Here is a 16,575-nt window from a genome sequence, read left to right on the forward strand (position 1 = left end):
TCACGACGCATATACGATACTCGGCTCAGTCCATCGCCTGTATCACACGCGGGGAGTCAAGCGATTCGACGGCCTCAACGATGGCGGTGTCGAGGTTGTGGTCGCCCCAGTCCCGTGTCCGGGGGATGTGTGCGCGGTAGGTCGCAACGTCGTCGAACAGTTCTCGGAACGTCGCTCGCTCCTGTTCGACGACCGCATCAAGAGCGGCAACCATCGAGCCGTCGTCGACGAGTGAATCGTAGGCGTGGAAGTATTCCCTGAGCCGTCCATCCCATTCGAAGTTACAGATCGACGATGTGGCCGACATCGCGGTGTCGGTCGAGATGCCTTCCACAGTGATTGTGTCGGCGTTCGGCGCGGCCTGGAGGAACACGACGTTGTCGACTGTCGATTGCTTGACGTATTCTGCGCGCGGATACAGGTCTGAGATATTCGTGAAATCCCGGCTATCGTCGCCGAGAAACGTCTCATTCAGGAAGTTGAGCGCTGTTTCCGGGAACGAACCGGTTCTGTCGACTCGCTCGTCGATAGCCCTGTGGAGTTCACTGCACAGTCGGTCCCGCTCTGTGTCGTGCTGTCGTTTTATTTCGGGGAACGACTCGATATTGAACGGCTGGAGGTTCACACCGAGCGGGTAGCCGACAGCCGTGCCGTCCGCGCCGACCCAGAGCCGGTCGTCGGAGAGAAAGTCCGCGCCCTCGCGCAACAGCGACAGCAGGGTGTTGGTCTTGCCGGCCCCGCGCCAGGCCGGGAACAGCGTCGTCTGGCTGTCGAGTCGCACGCCTGAGGCGTGTATCAGTGCCTGCTGTCGCGCAGCCCGCTGCTGTCGGATGCGGAATTCGACCGGATAGATGGAGTAAAACGGCTCAAAACCGCGTGTCACTCGGAAGTGTTGCCAGCCCGGCGTGACGGCGATAAAGTCTGCCCCGTTCCGGATGACGAACTCGTCGCCAGTCCATGCGTAATGGTCGCTGGGGTCACCGAGGACGATCTCCGCGTGGACTTCGTCCGTCGTTTCCTCGATGACGATGTCAGGGTCGTTCGCGGGCGTGTCAGTCTCGAACTGATCGTACATCTTCCGGTACTGCCGGCTCGTCCGCCCACCAGCCCCGAGAACCGTTACGACAACGTCGCCAAAGAAGTCGTACGAGCGTTGGTTCATAGCCACCTCGATAGATGCTGGCCCAGTATCGGACCGAGATAGACAATCATCTGACTCATCGTGCTCATCTGTACGCGAATACTGCATATTGTTATATATGCGACAATATGCCACGGCTCACTACTAACGACTGATTAGTGCTTGACAGCCACACATACGGTTCGGGACGAAGCGTGATACGAAACGCCGGAATCCTGGTGTTCCACGGTGGGTTTTCGGGTAAGGCTGGGTTATGAACGATTTAGCCGCTTAAAAAAACTGAAACAGGTCGTCCCGCTGGACCTCGTGGAGGTGGTGTCGGACGGCTTCGTTCAGTGGCTCGGTGGAGCCGCGCTTTGCGCTGATCGGTGCGATAGTTTCCTGCCACTGCTGCCACGGCGGGTGCAGTCCGAGGCGGTCACAGAGTTCATTCAGCCGCGCATCCTTGTCGTCGACCTTGTCCATCTTGTTGACGGCGACGACCGGCTCGACGCCGACCTCCCGGAGGAAGTGAAACATCTCCACGTCGTGTGGAATCTCGTCGGGACCGGAGTGACGGTCGATGATGTCGATGACCGACTTACCGTCCACGACGAGAATGCCGACAAGAATGTGCTCGGCGTTCCGCTCGACGTACTGGACCACGTCGGTCTTGATTTCCTCGCGGACGTCTTCCGGGACGCCCTTCATGAACCCGAAGCCGGGGAGGTCACTGATAACGAAGTCGGCGCTGGCCCAGTCGAAGTGGTTGGGCGAACGCGTGACGCCGGGCCGCTGGCCTGTGTCGAACGTGTGGCCCGTTATCTCGCGCATCAACGTCGATTTCCCGACGTTTGACCGACCGATGAGCACCACCTCGGCGTCCCGGTCTGGTCGTGATTCGAACATACCCCGTATACTCCGCCGGCGGGGAAAAGCGCGTCCGTTTTGCAGGGACCGACAGTTTCCCGATTCACGGTCGCGTTTCCCGCTCGCTCTGCACCCGCGACCCACCGACTAGCCGCCTTTTTATTGTCGGCGGTCCCACCCGGAGCCGTGCGGCTGGTACAGCTACTAATTCCGACCGGGAAGCGAGACGCCGTTCTGGGCGTGTTGACCGAGGAGGGCATCGACTACGTGCTTACCGACGAGACGAGCGGTCGGGAGTTCACTGCTGTCGTCACGTTCCCTGTCCCGACTAACGCGCTTGAACCAGTCCTCGAAGCGTTGCGGGATGTCGGTATCAACGATGACGGCTATACCGTCGTCGTGGACGCGAACACTGTCATCTCTAGCCAGTTCGAGGAGCTAGAGGAGACGTACGCCGAGGAGGAAGACGAGGACCGCATCGCCCGCGAAGAACTCACATCGAAAGCAAAGGACCTCGCCCCCTCGCTGTCGAACTACGCGCTCATGACCATCATCAGCGCGATTATCGCGACCGCGGGGCTCCTGCTCGATTCCCCGGCCGTCGTCGTCGGTTCGATGGTGATTGCGCCCCTTATCGGGCCGGCGATGACCGCCAACGTCGGGACCGTCGTTGACGACAACGAGATGTTCGCCCGTGGCGTCAAACTTCAGGCTGTCGGGCTCGGACTTGCTGTCGCAAGTGCGACTGCATTTGCCCTGCTCGTCCGGTACGCTAACGTTATTCCGCCGCTCGCCGACGTGACCGCGGTTGGCCAGATACGCGAGCGGGTCGCCCCTGACTTCCTCTCGCTGATCGTTGCGCTTGGCGCTGGCGCGGCCGGCGTTGTCAGCCTCACCAGCGGCGTCTCGACGGCACTCGTTGGCGTCATGATCGCCGTCGCGCTCATTCCGCCAGCGGCCACGGTCGGCATCGGCATCGCCTGGGGCCAGCCGCTCGTCAGTCTCGGGTCCGCCGTGCTTTTGCTGGTGAACGTTCTCTCAATCAACCTCGCAGTGCTCGTCGGGCTCTGGTACCAGGGCTACCGCCCGGAACACTGGTTTCAGGAGAGCAACGCACGGTCGGCGACTGTCAAACGCATCGGCGTCCTCGCCGTCTCGATACTCGTCCTGTCGGCGTTTCTGGGCGGCGTGACGCTGGACTCCTACCAGCGAGCGACGACGGAGTCGGACATCCGCGAGGGCATTGAGGAGAGCGTCGACCCGCCGGCGAGTGTCCTGTCGGTCGAAGTCGAGTCGACGAATACTGCGATTTTCCAGCGGCCGCGCCGCGTCGTTGTCACCGTCGGATTGCCGCCGGATGCGGAGCAACCACTACTTGCTGACCAGATCGATACCGTGGCCGACGACGCGGCCGGCCGAAACGTTGCGACGGAAGTCCACTACGTCACTGTTGAACAGAACGGCTGATGCTCAAAGCCGCGTTTGAGCGTTCGACGGCATAAATACCGCTGGGTGTGTCGGCGACAATATGGTATCACGACCACTCGCAATCGCTGGTGTGCTGACATTGCTCGTCGCCGGTGGCGTCGGGTTCGCACTCGCAGACACTGGAACTGTGGCACCGTCGACGAATTCCACTGTGAGCGTCAACGCCGACGCGACCGTCGAACGCGCGCCCGACCGTGCAACTGTCGCCGTTGCCGCCGTTGGCCGCGGTGAGACCGCCGAAGCGGCGCGCAACAATCTCAGCGGTGATGCCGACGCCATCACGTCGGCGCTGGAGGACGAGGGCGCAACCGTGACCTCCTCGCGGTTCCAGATCCGCCCCGAGTACGAGGAGAGCCGCGACGGTCGCGAACAGGTCGGCTACGTGGCGATTCACACCGTTGAAGCGGAAACGAGCAACGTTTCGACTGCCGGGACACTCATCGATGCTGCAGTCGACGCCGGCGCGGACCGCGTCGAGGGCGTCCGATACTCCCTGAGCGAGGAGACGCGACAGGACGCCCGTGAAGAAGCGCTGACGACTGCTATGGACAACGCCCGGACGGACGCCGAAGTCGTCGCCGCTGCGGAGGATCGGTCCGTCGGTGACGCAGTCACGGTCCAGACCAGTAACCACGGCCGCCCCGTCGTGTACGCGGAAGCGATGGTCGCCGATGCCGGCGGACGGACGAACATCCAGCCCGGCGAGGTCACTGTCGACGCCTCCGTTAGTGTCACGTACGAACTCGAGTAAGCCGCTCTGATTCGCTATACCGCTCCCTGTTCGTGTTTTCAAACGGCCGCTCGTTACTGACCACACGCGACGGCGACCGTAGTCTTCGCGACGGTGACAGCAGTCCTCGCGGGTCGCTGCGCTCCCCGCTCGGAGTTTTCGAGACGCCGACCAACGGGAGGCGTCTCGCTACCTCTCGCTACTCGTCAAACGGCAATTCGAGTTCATAATCCACTGCGTCGATAGCGGCCTGCAACACGCCGTCGACGTTGTCGTCTTCGGTGACGCTCATGTAGTGGTCAGCCTCGACGTCCGTCGAGAGGTCGCTCTTGTTCGCGATGGTCAGCACGGGCACGTCGAAACGCGCCTCGATGTCGTTTCGCAGTTCCAGCTGGTCCGCGAGCGGATAGCCACACTCGCCACTCGGGTCAATAAACACGAGGACCGCGTCGGCGAGGTGTTTGAGCGCGCTCACGGCCTGTGACTCGATCTCGTTGCGGTCTTCCGGCGGCCGGTCGAGCAGGCCGGGCGTGTCGACGAGCTGGTAGCGGATACGCTGGTCCTCGAAGTGGCCGACGCGGATCTGCGTCGTCGTGAAGGGATACGAGGCGATCTCGTTGTCGGCCCGCGTGACGCGGTTGACGAACGACGACTTACCGACGTTGGGGTAGCCGGCGACGACGATGGCTGGCTCGTTCGGGCGGATGTCGGGGATGTCTTTGAGGGCGTTGTGCGCGGTCGAGATAGCGGCGAGGTCGTCTTCGACTTCTTCGACGACGTCGGCGATACGGGCGAAGGCCTGCTTGCGGAGCTTCCGGGCGGTGTCGATGTCGCCGCGGGCGACGCGGCTCTCGTACTCCTGACGGATCTCGACGACCTTGTCGGCGGCCCACGAGATCTCCGAAAGGTGCTGTTTCAGCGCGTCGATACCGGGGTCGTCGTCCGCGGGGTAGGCCTCGCCGACGACGGCGTCGGCGAGTTCGACGTAGAAGGGGTCGAGGTCGTCAATCGTCGGCCACGCGGTCACCACGTTCTCCATGTTGTCGGAGGCGATGTTCGACGCTGTCATCAGCATCGACTGCTGGGCTTCGTTCCCGTCCTTGGCCCCGCCGGCGCGTGACGCCCGCGAGAAGGCTTTGTCCACGAGCTCCTCGGCAGTGGGCGTCGTCGGCAGACCCTCGAAGGGATGGCTCATAGGTCCCGTTGACGGCCGGAGCGTAAAAGCGCGTTCAATCGCGCCCCAAACTGTTGCGAGTCACGTTTTTGAGCGTCCCGGACACAGTTCCGGCATGGCACAGATCGACGCCGGCGAGATTCTGCCCAACGACCACGTCCAGCAGATGGCTGCTGAGGGGCGGGTCACTCAGATGCACCGCGGCCACCAGTACGCCGACGAGGGCGACACGTTCGAGATCGACGGCACCGAGTTCGAGGTGACAGACGTAACACACCGGACGCTGGGCGACATGACTGACGAGGACGCACAGCGAGAAGGGTCGGAAGACCTCGCTGCGTACAAGAACCGGATGAAGAAAGTCCACGGCAGCTTCGAGTGGGACGACGACAGCGAGGTCGTCCGCCATCGGTTCGCACCTGCCGACGAGTAGCGCCCCGACGACTGAACGCCCTATTCTTCCGACACCACGTCGACGCCAGTAAACTCGAAGCATGCGCCGCCGGCATCGCTTTCAGTGAGGGTGACTGTCCAGCCATGCGCAGCGGCGATCTGTGAGACTATCGAGAGTCCGAATCCGGTGCCGTCAGTCGCCGTTGAGTAGCCGCTTTCGAACACCGTCTCCCGGTCGGCGTCGGGGATTCCCGGGCCATCATCCGAGACAGCGAACCCACCCGGAATCTCACTAATCGTCACCGTCACGCCCGGACTCCCGTGCTTGTCGGTCTCGCTGGACTGCCTCCGACTGTCCGCAGCGCTGTGCTCTATGGCGTTTCGGAGCAGGTTCTCCAGCAGCTGTTTGAGCCGCGTCATGTCTGCCTGTACCTTGCGGTCAGTGTCGACCACCAGCGTCGCGTCGCCGGTCTCGACGACCTCCCAGCAGTCCCTGGCTGCTGTCGCCAGTGCCACCGTTTCCACCTCCGCGATGCTGTCGCCGGTCCGGGCCAGCAACAGGAGGTCGTCTATCAACGCCTGCATCCGGTCGAGTGCCTGTTCTATCGCAGCGATGTTGTCGTCGTCACACTCCTCTTTCAGCGCTCCCAGCCGGCCGATAGCGACGTTCAGAGGGTTGCGAAGGTCGTGACTGACGACTGTTGCGAACTGTTCCAGACGGTCGTTTTGCGTCGACAGTTCCTGCTCACGGTCACGGAGCTGTTTATCGCGCTCAACGGCGGCGAGGGCCGCCTCCATGTTTGCCGCGAGGACCCGTCCAGCGACAATGTCTGATTCGTTGAAAGCGTCGACAGTCGCCGATGCGGCGATGAGAAGGCCGTGTTCCCCCAGTGGCAGATATAGCTCGCTGCGTATCGGCGTCTCGGGGTTCTGCACATCCTCTTCCAGCCGCACGTCTGGAACTGCAGTCGCCTCGCCACGTTCGTACACCCGCCAGGCGATGCTGTTGCCCTGCTCGAACGTTGGGATATCACCGACCAACTCCCGAGCCGACGCGGTCGCGGCGACGGGTTCTAACTGCCCGTCATCGTTGATGAGGTGGACGGCGTTTGCGTCAAGTCCGATAATCTCTGCGGCAGCGTTGACACCGATACCGGCGACTTCGTTGTGGACTTCGGCGGCCATCAAGTGCCGGGTGGCCTCGTGTAGCGCTTCGAGTCGATGCTCGCGCTCGTCAGTATCGCTTCGGTCGCTGATGACCGACACTGTGCCGTCGTCGCCGTCCCAGGTCACGTCACACGCTGTGATGCTGGCTTGGACGCTGTTGCCGGCCAGCGTCCGTATCATCCGTCTGGCCTGGCCAGCCGTTTGGTCGTCCTCGACGACGCGTTCGACGGTCTCGACTCCGCCGTCAGCCGTCGGTTCAACGAGGTCAGTCAGCGGCCGGTCGCGGAGTTCGTCGCTGTCGGCGGCACTGAACAGATCAACTGCCGCCGGGTTCGCGTACACGACGGTGTCGGCGACGCTGACGAGGACCGCATCGCTCGTTGCGTCGAGAATCCGTTTCGTCCGTGCCTGTGTGGCGTCGGCCGTCGCTTTCGCTCTGACTCGCTCGACCGCGTTTCGGACTCGCTTCGCGAGGACGGCGTACTGCTGGGTCCCGTGCGATTTTTGAATGTAATCGGTGACACCGGCCGAGACTGCCTCGCTCGCAAGCGCCTCACTCCCCTGACTTGTAAACAGTAGAAACGGCATGTCCGGGTCTCTGGCGCGGACCGTTTCTAGAAACTCCAGTCCGTCGGTACCGGGCATATCGTAGTCACTGATGATGCAGTCCACGTTGTGCTCGTCCAGATACGACAGCCCGTCCGTAGCGCTCGTGACCCCGGTAGCGTCGATTAGCTCGTCGTTGCGTTCGAGATGTGTCGCAATGAGGTCGGCGTACGATGGTTCGTCATCGACACAGAGGACTGTAACGCCCGACACCACATGGCCCATACACCATGATATGCACCGTGTTAGTGTCAATCTGTCGTGCGGTGAACCTGACGAGAGGGGGTCCTATCGTCGCTTTGCCAGTTCCGCCCGCAAATCGTCGACATCCATCTCCTTCATCGACAGTAGGACGAGCAGATGATAGACGATATCGGCCGATTCGTGGGCGAGCTCTTCGGTATCGTCGTCTTTCGCCGCCAGAATCAGTTCCGTGGTCTCTTCGCCGAGCTTCTCCAGAACGGCGTTTTCGCCCTTCTCGTGGGTGAACAGCGACGCCGTGTAGGAGTCTTCGGGAAGGTTCGCCTTGCGGTCCTCGATGACAGCGAACAGTTCGTCGATAACGTCGCCGGTGTCGTCGCTCATAGCCGTCGTTCGGTCAGCGGGGCCTTCAGGCCGTCGCTACGACTCCACGGAGTCGAAAAAGGCCAGATCATGGATGCGCGGGTCCTCGGTCAGTTCGGGGTGGAACGACGTGCCGACGACCGGCCCGTCACGGACCGCGACCGGGCGGTCGTCCCACGTCGCCAGCACTTCGACATCCTCGCCCACGTAGTCGATGACTGGTGCGCGGATGAACACCGCCGGGAATGATTCGTTGAGCCCGGTCACGTCAAGCGGGGCTTCGAAGCTGTCCCGCTGTCGACCGAAGGCGTTGCGTTCGACGGAGACGTCGATGACATTCAGTGTGTCGACGCGGTCGTCCTGTGCGTCGGTCGCGCTGACGATGAGCCCGGCACACGTCGCCAGTACCGGCTTGCCCGCCTTGACGTGGGACTCGATTTCCTCTGCGATGCCTTCGCGGTGGATGAGCCGCGAAATCGTGGTGGATTCCCCGCCCGGTAGCAACAGGACATCGCAGTCCGGGACCAGTCCCGCCTCGCGTATCTCAACGACCTCCGCGGTCCGGTCGTGGGCCGCTGCTGCCCGCTCGATTGCGTCCCCGTGTTCAGAGACATCGCCCTGAACCGCGAGTACACCCGCGCGTAGCGTCATGTGTCCCTGTTGGTGGCCCCGTGCGAAAAGCCTCTCGTCTCCTGCAAGTGTCCGTTCCGGCAGGGGGTGTCCTGACTGAGCACCGTATCGTCGCTCCCGCCGCCCAGTGCTCCTTGGTTATACCCGAACCAAACGGTTAGGTGAGACGGGATGCAGACGTGAGACATGGGAAAGCGACGGCAGGACCCGGTCGAGGCAAACGCTGACGGGTCTGCTGATCTCTATGAGATATCGACTTGGGAGCCCCGGTCGACACTGGACCGGTTCGCCCACTGGCTCTACCATATCGGAATACGAACCCTGCGGTATCTGGTCATCGTTGCGGCCATTCTGATTCTCCTCTTGCAGGTGGCGTTCGGGAGCCTCGGCGCAGTCGGCGACCAGCCGTTGTTTGCTGGGATGGCGATTCTCTCCGCCGTGCCGGCGCTCGGACTCGCGGCCTACATCTACTACGCTGACGTGACCACGCCGGAGCCGCTGACGCTGCTCGTGGGGACATTCCTGCTGGGCGTGCTATTTGCCGGCTTTGCCGGCATCCTCAACGGTATTTTCGGCACCCCGGTGCAGGCAATCGGCTCCGGGTTCGGCCTAGTGCCGTTTCTCGGACAGGTGTTTTTCTTTTTCCTTATTGTCGGCCCCGTCGAAGAAACAGTGAAACAGCTCGCGGTGCGGCTGTACGCCTTCCGTGACGAGCGTTTTGATACTGTCGTCGACGGTGCCGTGTACGGTGCTGCCGCCGGTCTTGGCTTTGCGACTATTGAAAACGCGCTGTATATCACCCAAAATGCCGAGATGGCCGCCGGGACTGTTGAGTTACTCGCCGCCAGCAGCGACATCACTGCGGTCAGAGCGCTCGCGGGCCCGGGCCACGTCATCTACTCGGCCTTCGCCGGCTACTACCTCGGCCTGGCCAAGTTCAATCCGGACGACGCCGGCCCGATTGTCCTGAAAGGGCTGCTCATCGCCTCTGTCATCCACGCCGTCTACAACACGTTAGCTGGCCCAGTTACGGCCATTGCGGCGACCATATACAACGTTGACTTCCTCGTCGCGTTCTTCGGCTTCGTCATCGTGTACGACTCGATCTTCGGCCTCCTGTTGCTGAAAAAGGTTCGCGCCTATCGGCAGGCGTACACTCGTGCTCACGAGGACCCGGACGAGACCGAGCTTCGCCCGGAACAGACTGAGTTCGACCCTTAAGCAAGCTGTTCGACGTACTTTGCGACCACGTCGACCTCCAGATGTACCGGATCGCCGACCGACTTCTCCGACAGCGTCGTCTCGGCGTACGTCGTCGGGATGATCGCCACATCGAACTCTTCGGAGCGACGGTCGGCGACGGTGAGACTGATGCCGTCGACTGTTATCGACCCTTTTTGAACCAGATAGTTCCGATGGGCCTCGGGTAGGGAGAACGTGAACGTCCAGTCCTCGCCTTCCTGCTCGATACCGACGATTTCGGCCGTCGTATCGACATGGCCCTGCACGATGTGGCCGTCGAACCGGCCGTCGGCGGGCATCGCCCGCTCAAGATTCACCTGGTCACCACCGTCGAGATCATCGAAGAACGTCCGGGCGAGGGTTTCCTGGGCGAGAAACACCTCGAACCACTCCCCGTCAGCCGCCTTCTCGACGGTGAGACAGACGCCGCTGACGCTGATCGACTGGCCGTGGTCGAGTCCCTCGAACGGCGCGCCGATCCGCATCCGGCGCCCGCCTTCGTCGTCAATAACCGCCTGCACCTCGCCGGTCGTCTCGACGATTCCGGTGAACATACCCCAGATACGGCGCGGCTGGCGGAAAGCACTTCGCTTCCCGGAGACGTAACATAGACCCGGAATCGAGTAATTATTTACGCTAATTTTGCAGAAGGAATTTACACTCGCCGCTGGTAACGCGGTGTATGGCAGCCACGCCTAACGCTGACCACAACTGGACGACCCGTCACGCACGGACGGAGCCGACCGAAACCGGTCGGATCGTCGAGGTGCCCGACGAACTAACCGAGGACTGGGACCTGCGACACGCTGAGACGAAAGGCCGAAGTTAACGCTGCAGCACTTCGACGCCGACCAGTTCCGCGCCGGTCAGTGCCCGGATGTAGGCCCCGCCCGCGATAGAGACGTGGCCGAACTCGTCCTCTTCCATCCCGTACATCTCGATAGCTCGCGAAGTGTCGCCGCCGCCGACGACGGAGAAGCAGTCGGTGTCGGCAATGGCTTCGAGGACGCCGGCGGTGCCGACCGAGAACCGCTCGTCTTCGAACATCCCCAGTGCGCCCTTCACGAAGACGGCCTCGGAGTCGCGGATGATCGGTGAGTACTCCATGACCGTCTCGCTCCCAACGTCGAGGTAGGAAACGCTCTTCTCCTCGATGTCGTCGACGGCCTGCTCGGCGCGGTCACCGTCGTCTTCGTAGGCTAGATCGACCGCGAGCGTGATCTGGTCGCGGTGGTCTTCGAGCATGGACTCGATTTTCTCGCTGTTTGCCTCCCACTGCTCGTCGTAGAGATTCGCGTCGTCGATGTCGTAGCCGACCGGGTAGCCAGCGGCCCGCAGGAACAGCTCCCCGGCGATACCGCCGAGCAGGAAGTCGTCGACCTTCTCATCGAGGTGGGTCATCACGTCGATAACGTCCGTTGCCTTCGTTCCGCCGACGACCATCGTCACCTGCCCGTCGAACTCCTTCTCGGCGATGGCGGTATTGGCCTCGTACTCGGTTTCCATCACGCGGCCAGCGTAGGCGTCCATCACCAGCGGGAAGCCGACGAGTGAGGCGTGTGAGCGGTGGGCCGCAGAGTAGGCGTCGTTGATGTATGCGTCGAACTCGTCTTTCAACGTCTGGACGAACTCTGTCTGTGATTTGACTTCGGGGTTTTCCTCGGGCAGTTCATCGTCGCACATCCGCGTGTTCTCAAGCACGAGTACGTCGCCGCCGTCGAGGTCAGCGATGTCGTGAATCGCCTGTGGCCCGTAGGTCTCGTCGACGAAGTCAACGTCGTGGTCGATATGGTCGGCGAGGATCTCGGCGTGTTGCGCAAGCGAGACGAAGTCGTCGCGGCCCGGGCGGCCCTGATGGGCCAGCACCGCGACCTCGAACCCACGGTCGACGAGTTCGCTGACCGTCTCCGCGTGGCGGTCGAACCGTCGATTGTCCTGTACCGTGCCGTCCTCTACCGGTGAATTGAGGTCGAGGCGAACGAGGACGCGCTGTCCGTCGTCGAGGTCGTCGAGCGTCTGGAAGGTCATCACTCGGGAGGTAACCTGCCGTCCGCTTAACGGTTTCCGAGTCCGATAGCGGCCGGTTCGCCCGGCCGAGCGATACCGTCACTACACCTTCTGTCTCGGATACTGACTCGGAACGGGAGAGAAGGGATGGGGTGGGAGTGGGTGGGGATTCCGCGTCCGCTGTGCCCAACTGTGGGTCACGGGCTGCCGACTGCGGATACGGCTGACTTTGCCGACACACAGAGCCTGCCAGTTGTGTGGGACTGATTCACACTCTGTGTGTATCAAGATGGTTTGTGAACAATCGTGATAAACTTTTCTTCTATTTTGACCAGTTCCTGAATAAAACGGCCGGGTGACGACTACTCTGTGATGTACTCGGCCACGTCGAGCATCCGGTTCGAGAAGCCGTACTCGTTGTCGTACCAGGTGAGAATCTTCGTCATCCCGGAGACGACGTTCGTCGACTGCAGGTCGACCTGCGTGGAGTACGGGTCCCCGAGGATGTCGGAGGAAACGACGTCGTCACTCGTGACGCCCAGCACGCCTTCGAGTTCGCCGACGGCGGCCTCCTCGAAAGCAGCGTTGACGTCGCTCTCCGTCACGTCCTCGTCGAGGTCGACGACGAACTCGGTGATGGAGCCGTTCGGTACCGGGACGCGAATAGCCATCCCGTCGAGTTTGCCCTCAAGTTCCGGCAGGACCTCGGTGGTCGCCTGCGCGGCACCGGTGGAGGTCGGGATGATGTTCTCGGCAGCCGCGCGGCGACGACGGGGTTTGCCGTTCGGACCGTCCATCAGGTTCTGGGAGCCGGTGTAGGCGTGGACCGTCGTCAGCTGGCCGGCGTTGATACCGAACTCCTCGTCGAGGACCTTCGCGACCGGCGTGATGGAGTTGGTCGTACAGGAGGCGTTCGAGACGACATCCTCGCCGTCGTACTCGTCGTGGTTGACGCCGTAGACGAGCTGTTTGACCGGCTCGTCGCCCTTCGGCGGGGCGGAGATGAGGACCTTGTCGGCCCCGGCGTCGAGATGCTGGCTCGCGTCCTCCTTGGTGCGGAAGATGCCGGTCGCCTCGAAGGCCACGTCAACGTCAAGGTCCTCCCATGGGAGCTGTGTGGGATCGGTCTCGTGGAAGATGCCTGCCTCGAAGTCGGTGCCCTCGACTGTGAGGACGCCGTCGTCGACGCTGGCCCCTTCGAGTTCGCCCATGACGGTGTCGTACTGGGCGAAGTAATCGATCTCGGAATCGTCCATGACGTCGTTGATACCGACGATCTCGACGTCGTCGTTGTGTAACGATGCGCGGAATACGTTGCGGCCGATACGGCCGAAGCCGTTGAGGCCGACGCGGACTGGCTTACTCATTGGTGTCTAGAGAGGCAGTCGGTCAGTGTAAAATGTTTTCGGATTTGTTGTAAATTTGTGTTTGTTTATGCGTGTTCGGGCGCGAATGATTAATAGTGATGATGCTAGCCCGACTGAGAGTGTCCCCTCGACAGTGTCAGCTAACATGGACTAGGTTCGTCCGAAGGCTTTTGAAACGGACGGACGTACTGACCTATAGGAATGAGACGCGATGACAGTGACGACCCGTTCGACGAGTTCTTTCGGGAAATAGAGCGGATGATGGACGAGATGATGGGGGCCGAAGGTGACGTCCATATCGACCGGGACACCGGTGGCGGTGGGGCCGACCTCCACGTCGACGTTCACGAAACCGACGAGGAGATCCGGGTCGTCGCTGACGTTCCGGGTGTCAACAAGGACGCGATCGACCTCAAGTGCGACGGCACTGTCCTCACGATCAACGCCGAAAGTCCGGAGCGCGAGTACCACGAACGACTGACCCTACCGACCCGCGTCGACGAACACTCCGCCGCCGCGACGTACAACAACGGTATCCTCGAAGTCACCTTCGACCCCGAAGAGGACTCCGCGGACATCGAACTGTAGCGCGCACAGTACACCGTCTGTTTTTAAACTGAGAACAGCGCACTCGCTTCGCTACTGCTCCGCTGTTTGCCGTATCAACGCCGTCAGGTCGTCCCAGAAGCCGTCCTCGTACTTCGTTGCCGAGTCGATCGTCGGGCGGGCGTTCGTCTCGTTGACTACTGCACGGTTCTCGGTTACCAGCAGGTCGACGCCGAGGTACGGAATCGCCAGCTCGTCGGCCGCGTCTTCGGCTAGTTCCCGCAGCGCTGCTGGTAGTGCCTGCCCTTCAGCTTCGGCCCCGCGGTGGACGTTGTGCTTCCACCGGCCCTGCTCGCGGCTCGCTTCGGGGAGGCGGCGCTCGACCGCCCCGACGTACTCACCGTCGACGACCATCACGCGGTAGTCGGCAGCGTCGGCGATGTACTCCTGCACGAGAAACGACTGGTCGCCGACCGCGCGGTAGTCGTGGACCAGGTCGAGGTAGTCGACGATGCCGAGAAACGAATCCAGGTCGTGGGCCTTTGCGACGCCGACGCCGCGGGTCGTCGAGTTCGGCTTCACGACCACGGGCGGGTCGAACCGCTCGAACGCCGCGGTCAGCTCGGCCTCACTCGCCGGGTTCGACACCACGACGGTCTTGGGAACGGGTACGTCCGCACGGCCGAGGCGCGCCAGTACGTCGGCCTTGTTTCGTGAGCGGAGGATGGCCTCGCGGTCGTTGACCCACGGCACGTCCAGCATGGCGTCGGCGACCGCTCCCTCCATGATTCGGGAGGGATAGACGAAGCCTACGTCGTATTCGTCGAAGGGGCTCTCATCAAGCGGCAGCGTCCGCTCGGCCGTTTCGACGTGGCCCACCTCAATATCCCGGGCCGCCAGCGGGGCCTGCATCCGCTCGAAAGTCTCGGCGTTCGTGGCGACGGCCAGCCTGTGCATGGCTTTTCGTTGTCGTGGAGAGATAAAATACGCTCGCAGCCACACAGTCGAGGCCCTGTCGCGCGCCTCGTTCCGACCGCCACAATCCACAGAATAGCGGGTAGAGTGGATGAATATACAACTATCTTCAAAATTGTCAGACAAATACTAAGTATATTGGGGAGAATAGGCCACGCGTGTACGATGATATCCTCTTTCCGACAGATGGGAGTGACGGCGCAGACGAGGCGCTCGCACACGCGCTCGAACTGGCAGCGACGCACGACGCGACGATTCACGTGCTCTCTGTCGTCGATTCGACGTATCTCGGGAGCGCCGCGGCAGAAGCAACGACCATCGAATCGCTGCAGGAACAGACCGAGCAGGTCATCGACGAGACTATCGACGATATCGCCGCCCACGGCGCGGCCGTTGTTGCCGAGCACCGAATGGGCGACCCCTATGAGGAGATTATCGACTACGCCGAGACGGCGGGTGTCGATATAATCGTTATGGGAACCCACGGGCGGAGCGGTCTGGATCGGTTTCTGCTGGGGAGCGTCACCGAGAAAGTTGTTCGGACGGCGGACGCGCCGGTGTTGACGGTCCGACTGTCCGGCAATACGTAGCGGGCACCCGCTAGCAGCGCCGGTCACCCGTGTGGTGTGGCGGGCCGTTCTGCTGAGTCACTCGCCGCTACGACTTCGTCGGAGTACCCACAGCACGAGGAGCGCGCCCTCGACCCGGGCGGCGCTGTACACCCACGGGCGCAGGTCTATCTCGTCGCCGTTTGTCGTTGCAAGCCCCATCCAGAAGTCGACGACTTTCCGGGGCCGGAGCAGTTCGAGGACGCCAAGAACCAGGAGTGCGAGTCGGAACGCCATACGTGATGGTACGCTGGACGGGTCCAAGAGTATTGTGGGTGCTGGTAACATACAACAAGACCGCGGCTACGACTGCGTTATCCAGCGACTGGGATGGGACTCTTTGGAGCGACGCGGAAAAACGAGGCCGGGGCGGTTGTCCCGCCTGTGAAGGCAAGAAAACACCGCTGTCCGACTTACGCGGTACGCAGTTCTTCGCCACGTTCTGCGAACGGCGAGTGGCCGTTGCTGATTGACTTACGCAATCAGCAGCTCTTCGCCGCGCTCGACCTTGATGCGGCAAGAAGGAGTGATCTTGTTGTAGGCACGGCGGAACGCTTCCTTGACGTGCTCTGCGTCTTCGACGTTACAGTAGGCGGTGAACAGCTGTTCGCCGGCCTGAACGCGGGCGGCGGTGCCGACGATCTTCCCGAAGGCGGCACGCATCCCGTCGGAGACACGGTCGGCCCCGGCACCGGTCGCCTGCTTGTTCTCGCGCAGGACCTGGTGAGGGAACTTCCGCAGCGTCATCTTGTAGTCACCCTCTTCGCCGAGCTCCTTGATCAAGTGGCGGTTGGCCGACAGGCGGGAGGCCTCCAGCGAGCCGTGACGGAGCTGGACAGTCTCCTCGACGATGAGGCTGATCTGGACGGGGTAATCGTCGGCGTCCTTCTGTTTACGGCCCATCTTGTGCTGTGCGATCTTCGACCCGGGAATGCCTGTGATGTATTCGCGTCGGGTGTACGCGGGCTTGTCGATGTCCCGGTACATTGAGGCGGGTTTGTCCGACATAGGTACTCTTGGAGAATACGTCGCCGAGCGGCCCAATAAGGGCTTCGAACCCGCCCGGCGGCGTGCTGGTGTGTCCCACA

Annotated in this window: 19 protein-coding genes; 7 read left to right on the top strand and 12 right to left on the bottom strand. The window is 62.1% G+C overall.

Features of this window, described 5'->3' with window-relative positions:
* Positions 1–25: 25 nt before the first annotated feature.
* Both G9C82_RS10615 and engB read right to left on the bottom strand, forming a co-directional pair.
* Positions 26–1,162, bottom strand: coding sequence for a hypothetical protein (locus G9C82_RS10615; RefSeq protein WP_127014062.1), 1,137 nt, complete (start codon positions 1,160–1,162; stop codon positions 26–28).
* A 249-nt stretch (positions 1,163–1,411) separates the two neighbouring features.
* A complete protein-coding gene (engB, locus tag G9C82_RS10620) occupies positions 1,412–2,029 on the bottom strand; it encodes a GTP-binding protein EngB (protein WP_004959060.1) in 618 nt (205 codons plus the stop codon).
* 147 nt (positions 2,030–2,176) lie between these two features.
* Here engB and G9C82_RS10625 point away from each other — a divergent pair, with 147 nt between their 5' ends.
* Together G9C82_RS10625 and G9C82_RS10630 are read left to right on the top strand one after the other, a co-directional pair.
* Positions 2,177–3,457, top strand: coding sequence for a TIGR00341 family protein (locus G9C82_RS10625; RefSeq protein ID WP_004959057.1), 1,281 nt, complete (start codon positions 2,177–2,179; stop codon positions 3,455–3,457).
* Positions 3,458–3,518: 61 nt separating this feature from the next.
* Positions 3,519–4,229 carry an SIMPL domain-containing protein gene (locus tag G9C82_RS10630; RefSeq protein ID WP_007189400.1) on the top strand — a complete coding sequence of 237 codons (711 nt, stop codon included), beginning with the start codon at positions 3,519–3,521 and terminating at the stop codon, positions 4,227–4,229.
* 178 nt (positions 4,230–4,407) lie between these two features.
* Here the strand turns inward: G9C82_RS10630 and G9C82_RS10635 are convergent, their stop codons facing one another.
* The gene (locus G9C82_RS10635; protein ID WP_127014063.1) at positions 4,408–5,403 is read right to left on the bottom strand and encodes a GTPase; all 996 of its coding nucleotides are present in this window, start codon (positions 5,401–5,403) and stop codon (positions 4,408–4,410) included.
* A gap of 94 nt (positions 5,404–5,497) precedes the next feature.
* Between G9C82_RS10635 and G9C82_RS10640 the strand changes: the two genes are divergently transcribed.
* Entirely contained in the window at positions 5,498–5,815 is a 318-nt protein-coding gene (locus G9C82_RS10640; RefSeq protein ID WP_004959051.1) for an ASCH domain-containing protein, read from the top strand.
* 20 nt (positions 5,816–5,835) lie between these two features.
* Here G9C82_RS10640 and G9C82_RS10645 read toward each other — a convergent pair whose 3' ends face one another.
* The 3 genes from G9C82_RS10645 to pdxT form a co-directional block, all read right to left on the bottom strand.
* Positions 5,836–7,773: a response regulator gene (locus tag G9C82_RS10645; protein ID WP_127014064.1), complete on the bottom strand. Its 1,938-nt coding sequence runs from the start codon at positions 7,771–7,773 to the stop codon at positions 5,836–5,838.
* 63 nt (positions 7,774–7,836) lie between these two features.
* Positions 7,837–8,133: a phosphoribosyl-ATP diphosphatase gene (hisE, locus tag G9C82_RS10650; RefSeq protein WP_127014065.1), complete on the bottom strand. Its 297-nt coding sequence runs from the start codon at positions 8,131–8,133 to the stop codon at positions 7,837–7,839.
* Positions 8,134–8,169: 36 nt separating this feature from the next.
* Positions 8,170–8,763, bottom strand: a complete 594-nt coding sequence (pdxT, locus tag G9C82_RS10655; protein ID WP_127014066.1) for a pyridoxal 5'-phosphate synthase glutaminase subunit PdxT — start codon at positions 8,761–8,763, stop codon at positions 8,170–8,172.
* Between the two features lie 165 nt (positions 8,764–8,928).
* Between pdxT and G9C82_RS10660 the strand changes: the two genes are divergently transcribed.
* Positions 8,929–9,963 carry a PrsW family intramembrane metalloprotease gene (locus tag G9C82_RS10660; protein WP_127014067.1) on the top strand — a complete coding sequence of 345 codons (1,035 nt, stop codon included), beginning with the start codon at positions 8,929–8,931 and terminating at the stop codon, positions 9,961–9,963.
* On the opposite strand, the gene G9C82_RS10665 is transcribed toward G9C82_RS10660, so the two are convergent.
* The gene (locus G9C82_RS10665) at positions 9,960–10,538 is read right to left on the bottom strand and encodes a riboflavin synthase (protein WP_007189397.1); all 579 of its coding nucleotides are present in this window, start codon (positions 10,536–10,538) and stop codon (positions 9,960–9,962) included. The two genes, G9C82_RS10660 and G9C82_RS10665, sit on opposite strands and share 4 nt — an antisense overlap.
* A gap of 128 nt (positions 10,539–10,666) precedes the next feature.
* On the opposite strand from G9C82_RS10665, the gene G9C82_RS10670 reads away from it, so the two are divergent.
* Complete coding sequence (locus G9C82_RS10670; protein ID WP_004959040.1) at positions 10,667–10,813, top strand: hypothetical protein; 147 nt, start codon at positions 10,667–10,669, stop codon at positions 10,811–10,813.
* Here G9C82_RS10670 and G9C82_RS10675 read toward each other — a convergent pair.
* Positions 10,810–12,012 (bottom strand): phosphoglycerate kinase, encoded by a 1,203-nt coding sequence (locus G9C82_RS10675; RefSeq protein WP_127014068.1) that lies wholly within the window; start codon positions 12,010–12,012, stop codon positions 10,810–10,812. The two genes, G9C82_RS10670 and G9C82_RS10675, sit on opposite strands and share 4 nt — an antisense overlap.
* A 341-nt stretch (positions 12,013–12,353) precedes the next feature.
* A complete protein-coding gene (gene gap, locus G9C82_RS10680) occupies positions 12,354–13,358 on the bottom strand; it encodes a type I glyceraldehyde-3-phosphate dehydrogenase (RefSeq protein WP_127014069.1) in 1,005 nt (334 codons plus the stop codon).
* Positions 13,359–13,559: 201 nt separating this feature from the next.
* Here gap and G9C82_RS10685 point away from each other — a divergent pair, with 201 nt between their 5' ends.
* Positions 13,560–13,946: an Hsp20/alpha crystallin family protein gene (locus G9C82_RS10685; protein WP_127014070.1), complete on the top strand. Its 387-nt coding sequence runs from the start codon at positions 13,560–13,562 to the stop codon at positions 13,944–13,946.
* A gap of 51 nt (positions 13,947–13,997) precedes the next feature.
* On the opposite strand, the gene G9C82_RS10690 is transcribed toward G9C82_RS10685, so the two are convergent.
* The gene (locus tag G9C82_RS10690; RefSeq protein WP_127014071.1) at positions 13,998–14,861 is read right to left on the bottom strand and encodes a RimK family alpha-L-glutamate ligase; all 864 of its coding nucleotides are present in this window, start codon (positions 14,859–14,861) and stop codon (positions 13,998–14,000) included.
* Positions 14,862–15,037: 176 nt separating this feature from the next.
* Between G9C82_RS10690 and G9C82_RS10695 the strand changes: the two genes are divergently transcribed.
* Positions 15,038–15,469 (top strand): universal stress protein, encoded by a 432-nt coding sequence (locus G9C82_RS10695; RefSeq protein ID WP_127014072.1) that lies wholly within the window; start codon positions 15,038–15,040, stop codon positions 15,467–15,469.
* 57 nt (positions 15,470–15,526) lie between these two features.
* Here the strand turns inward: G9C82_RS10695 and G9C82_RS10700 are convergent, their stop codons facing one another.
* Positions 15,527–15,724, bottom strand: coding sequence for a hypothetical protein (locus G9C82_RS10700; protein ID WP_004959030.1), 198 nt, complete (start codon positions 15,722–15,724; stop codon positions 15,527–15,529).
* Between the two features lie 237 nt (positions 15,725–15,961).
* Positions 15,962–16,495 carry a 50S ribosomal protein L16 gene (locus tag G9C82_RS10705; RefSeq protein ID WP_007189393.1) on the bottom strand — a complete coding sequence of 178 codons (534 nt, stop codon included), beginning with the start codon at positions 16,493–16,495 and terminating at the stop codon, positions 15,962–15,964.
* Positions 16,496–16,575 lie beyond the last annotated feature (80 nt).

The sequence above is a fragment of the Haloarcula sp. R1-2 genome (genome assembly GCF_011627385.1).
Lineage (GTDB): Archaea > Halobacteriota > Halobacteria > Halobacteriales > Haloarculaceae > Haloarcula > Haloarcula marismortui.

Excerpts from the sequence above, each read along its gene's own strand:
- G9C82_RS10615 (WP_127014062.1), bottom strand. The coding sequence starts at position 1,162 with ATGAACCAACGCTCGTACGACTTCTTTGGCGACGTTGTCGTAACGGTT.
- engB (WP_004959060.1), bottom strand. The coding sequence starts at position 2,029 with ATGTTCGAATCACGACCAGACCGGGACGCCGAGGTGGTGCTCATCGGT.
- G9C82_RS10630 (WP_007189400.1), top strand. The coding sequence starts at position 3,519 with ATGGTATCACGACCACTCGCAATCGCTGGTGTGCTGACATTGCTCGTC.
- G9C82_RS10635 (WP_127014063.1), bottom strand. The coding sequence starts at position 5,403 with ATGAGCCATCCCTTCGAGGGTCTGCCGACGACGCCCACTGCCGAGGAG.
- G9C82_RS10640 (WP_004959051.1), top strand. The coding sequence starts at position 5,498 with ATGGCACAGATCGACGCCGGCGAGATTCTGCCCAACGACCACGTCCAG.
- G9C82_RS10645 (WP_127014064.1), bottom strand. The coding sequence starts at position 7,773 with ATGGGCCATGTGGTGTCGGGCGTTACAGTCCTCTGTGTCGATGACGAA.
- hisE (WP_127014065.1), bottom strand. The coding sequence starts at position 8,133 with ATGAGCGACGACACCGGCGACGTTATCGACGAACTGTTCGCTGTCATC.
- pdxT (WP_127014066.1), bottom strand. The coding sequence starts at position 8,763 with ATGACGCTACGCGCGGGTGTACTCGCGGTTCAGGGCGATGTCTCTGAA.
- G9C82_RS10660 (WP_127014067.1), top strand. The coding sequence starts at position 8,929 with ATGGGAAAGCGACGGCAGGACCCGGTCGAGGCAAACGCTGACGGGTCT.
- G9C82_RS10665 (WP_007189397.1), bottom strand. The coding sequence starts at position 10,538 with ATGTTCACCGGAATCGTCGAGACGACCGGCGAGGTGCAGGCGGTTATT.
- G9C82_RS10670 (WP_004959040.1), top strand. The coding sequence starts at position 10,667 with ATGGCAGCCACGCCTAACGCTGACCACAACTGGACGACCCGTCACGCA.
- G9C82_RS10675 (WP_127014068.1), bottom strand. The coding sequence starts at position 12,012 with ATGACCTTCCAGACGCTCGACGACCTCGACGACGGACAGCGCGTCCTC.
- gap (WP_127014069.1), bottom strand. The coding sequence starts at position 13,358 with ATGAGTAAGCCAGTCCGCGTCGGCCTCAACGGCTTCGGCCGTATCGGC.
- G9C82_RS10685 (WP_127014070.1), top strand. The coding sequence starts at position 13,560 with ATGAGACGCGATGACAGTGACGACCCGTTCGACGAGTTCTTTCGGGAA.
- G9C82_RS10690 (WP_127014071.1), bottom strand. The coding sequence starts at position 14,861 with ATGCACAGGCTGGCCGTCGCCACGAACGCCGAGACTTTCGAGCGGATG.
- G9C82_RS10700 (WP_004959030.1), bottom strand. The coding sequence starts at position 15,724 with ATGGCGTTCCGACTCGCACTCCTGGTTCTTGGCGTCCTCGAACTGCTC.
- G9C82_RS10705 (WP_007189393.1), bottom strand. The coding sequence starts at position 16,495 with ATGTCGGACAAACCCGCCTCAATGTACCGGGACATCGACAAGCCCGCG.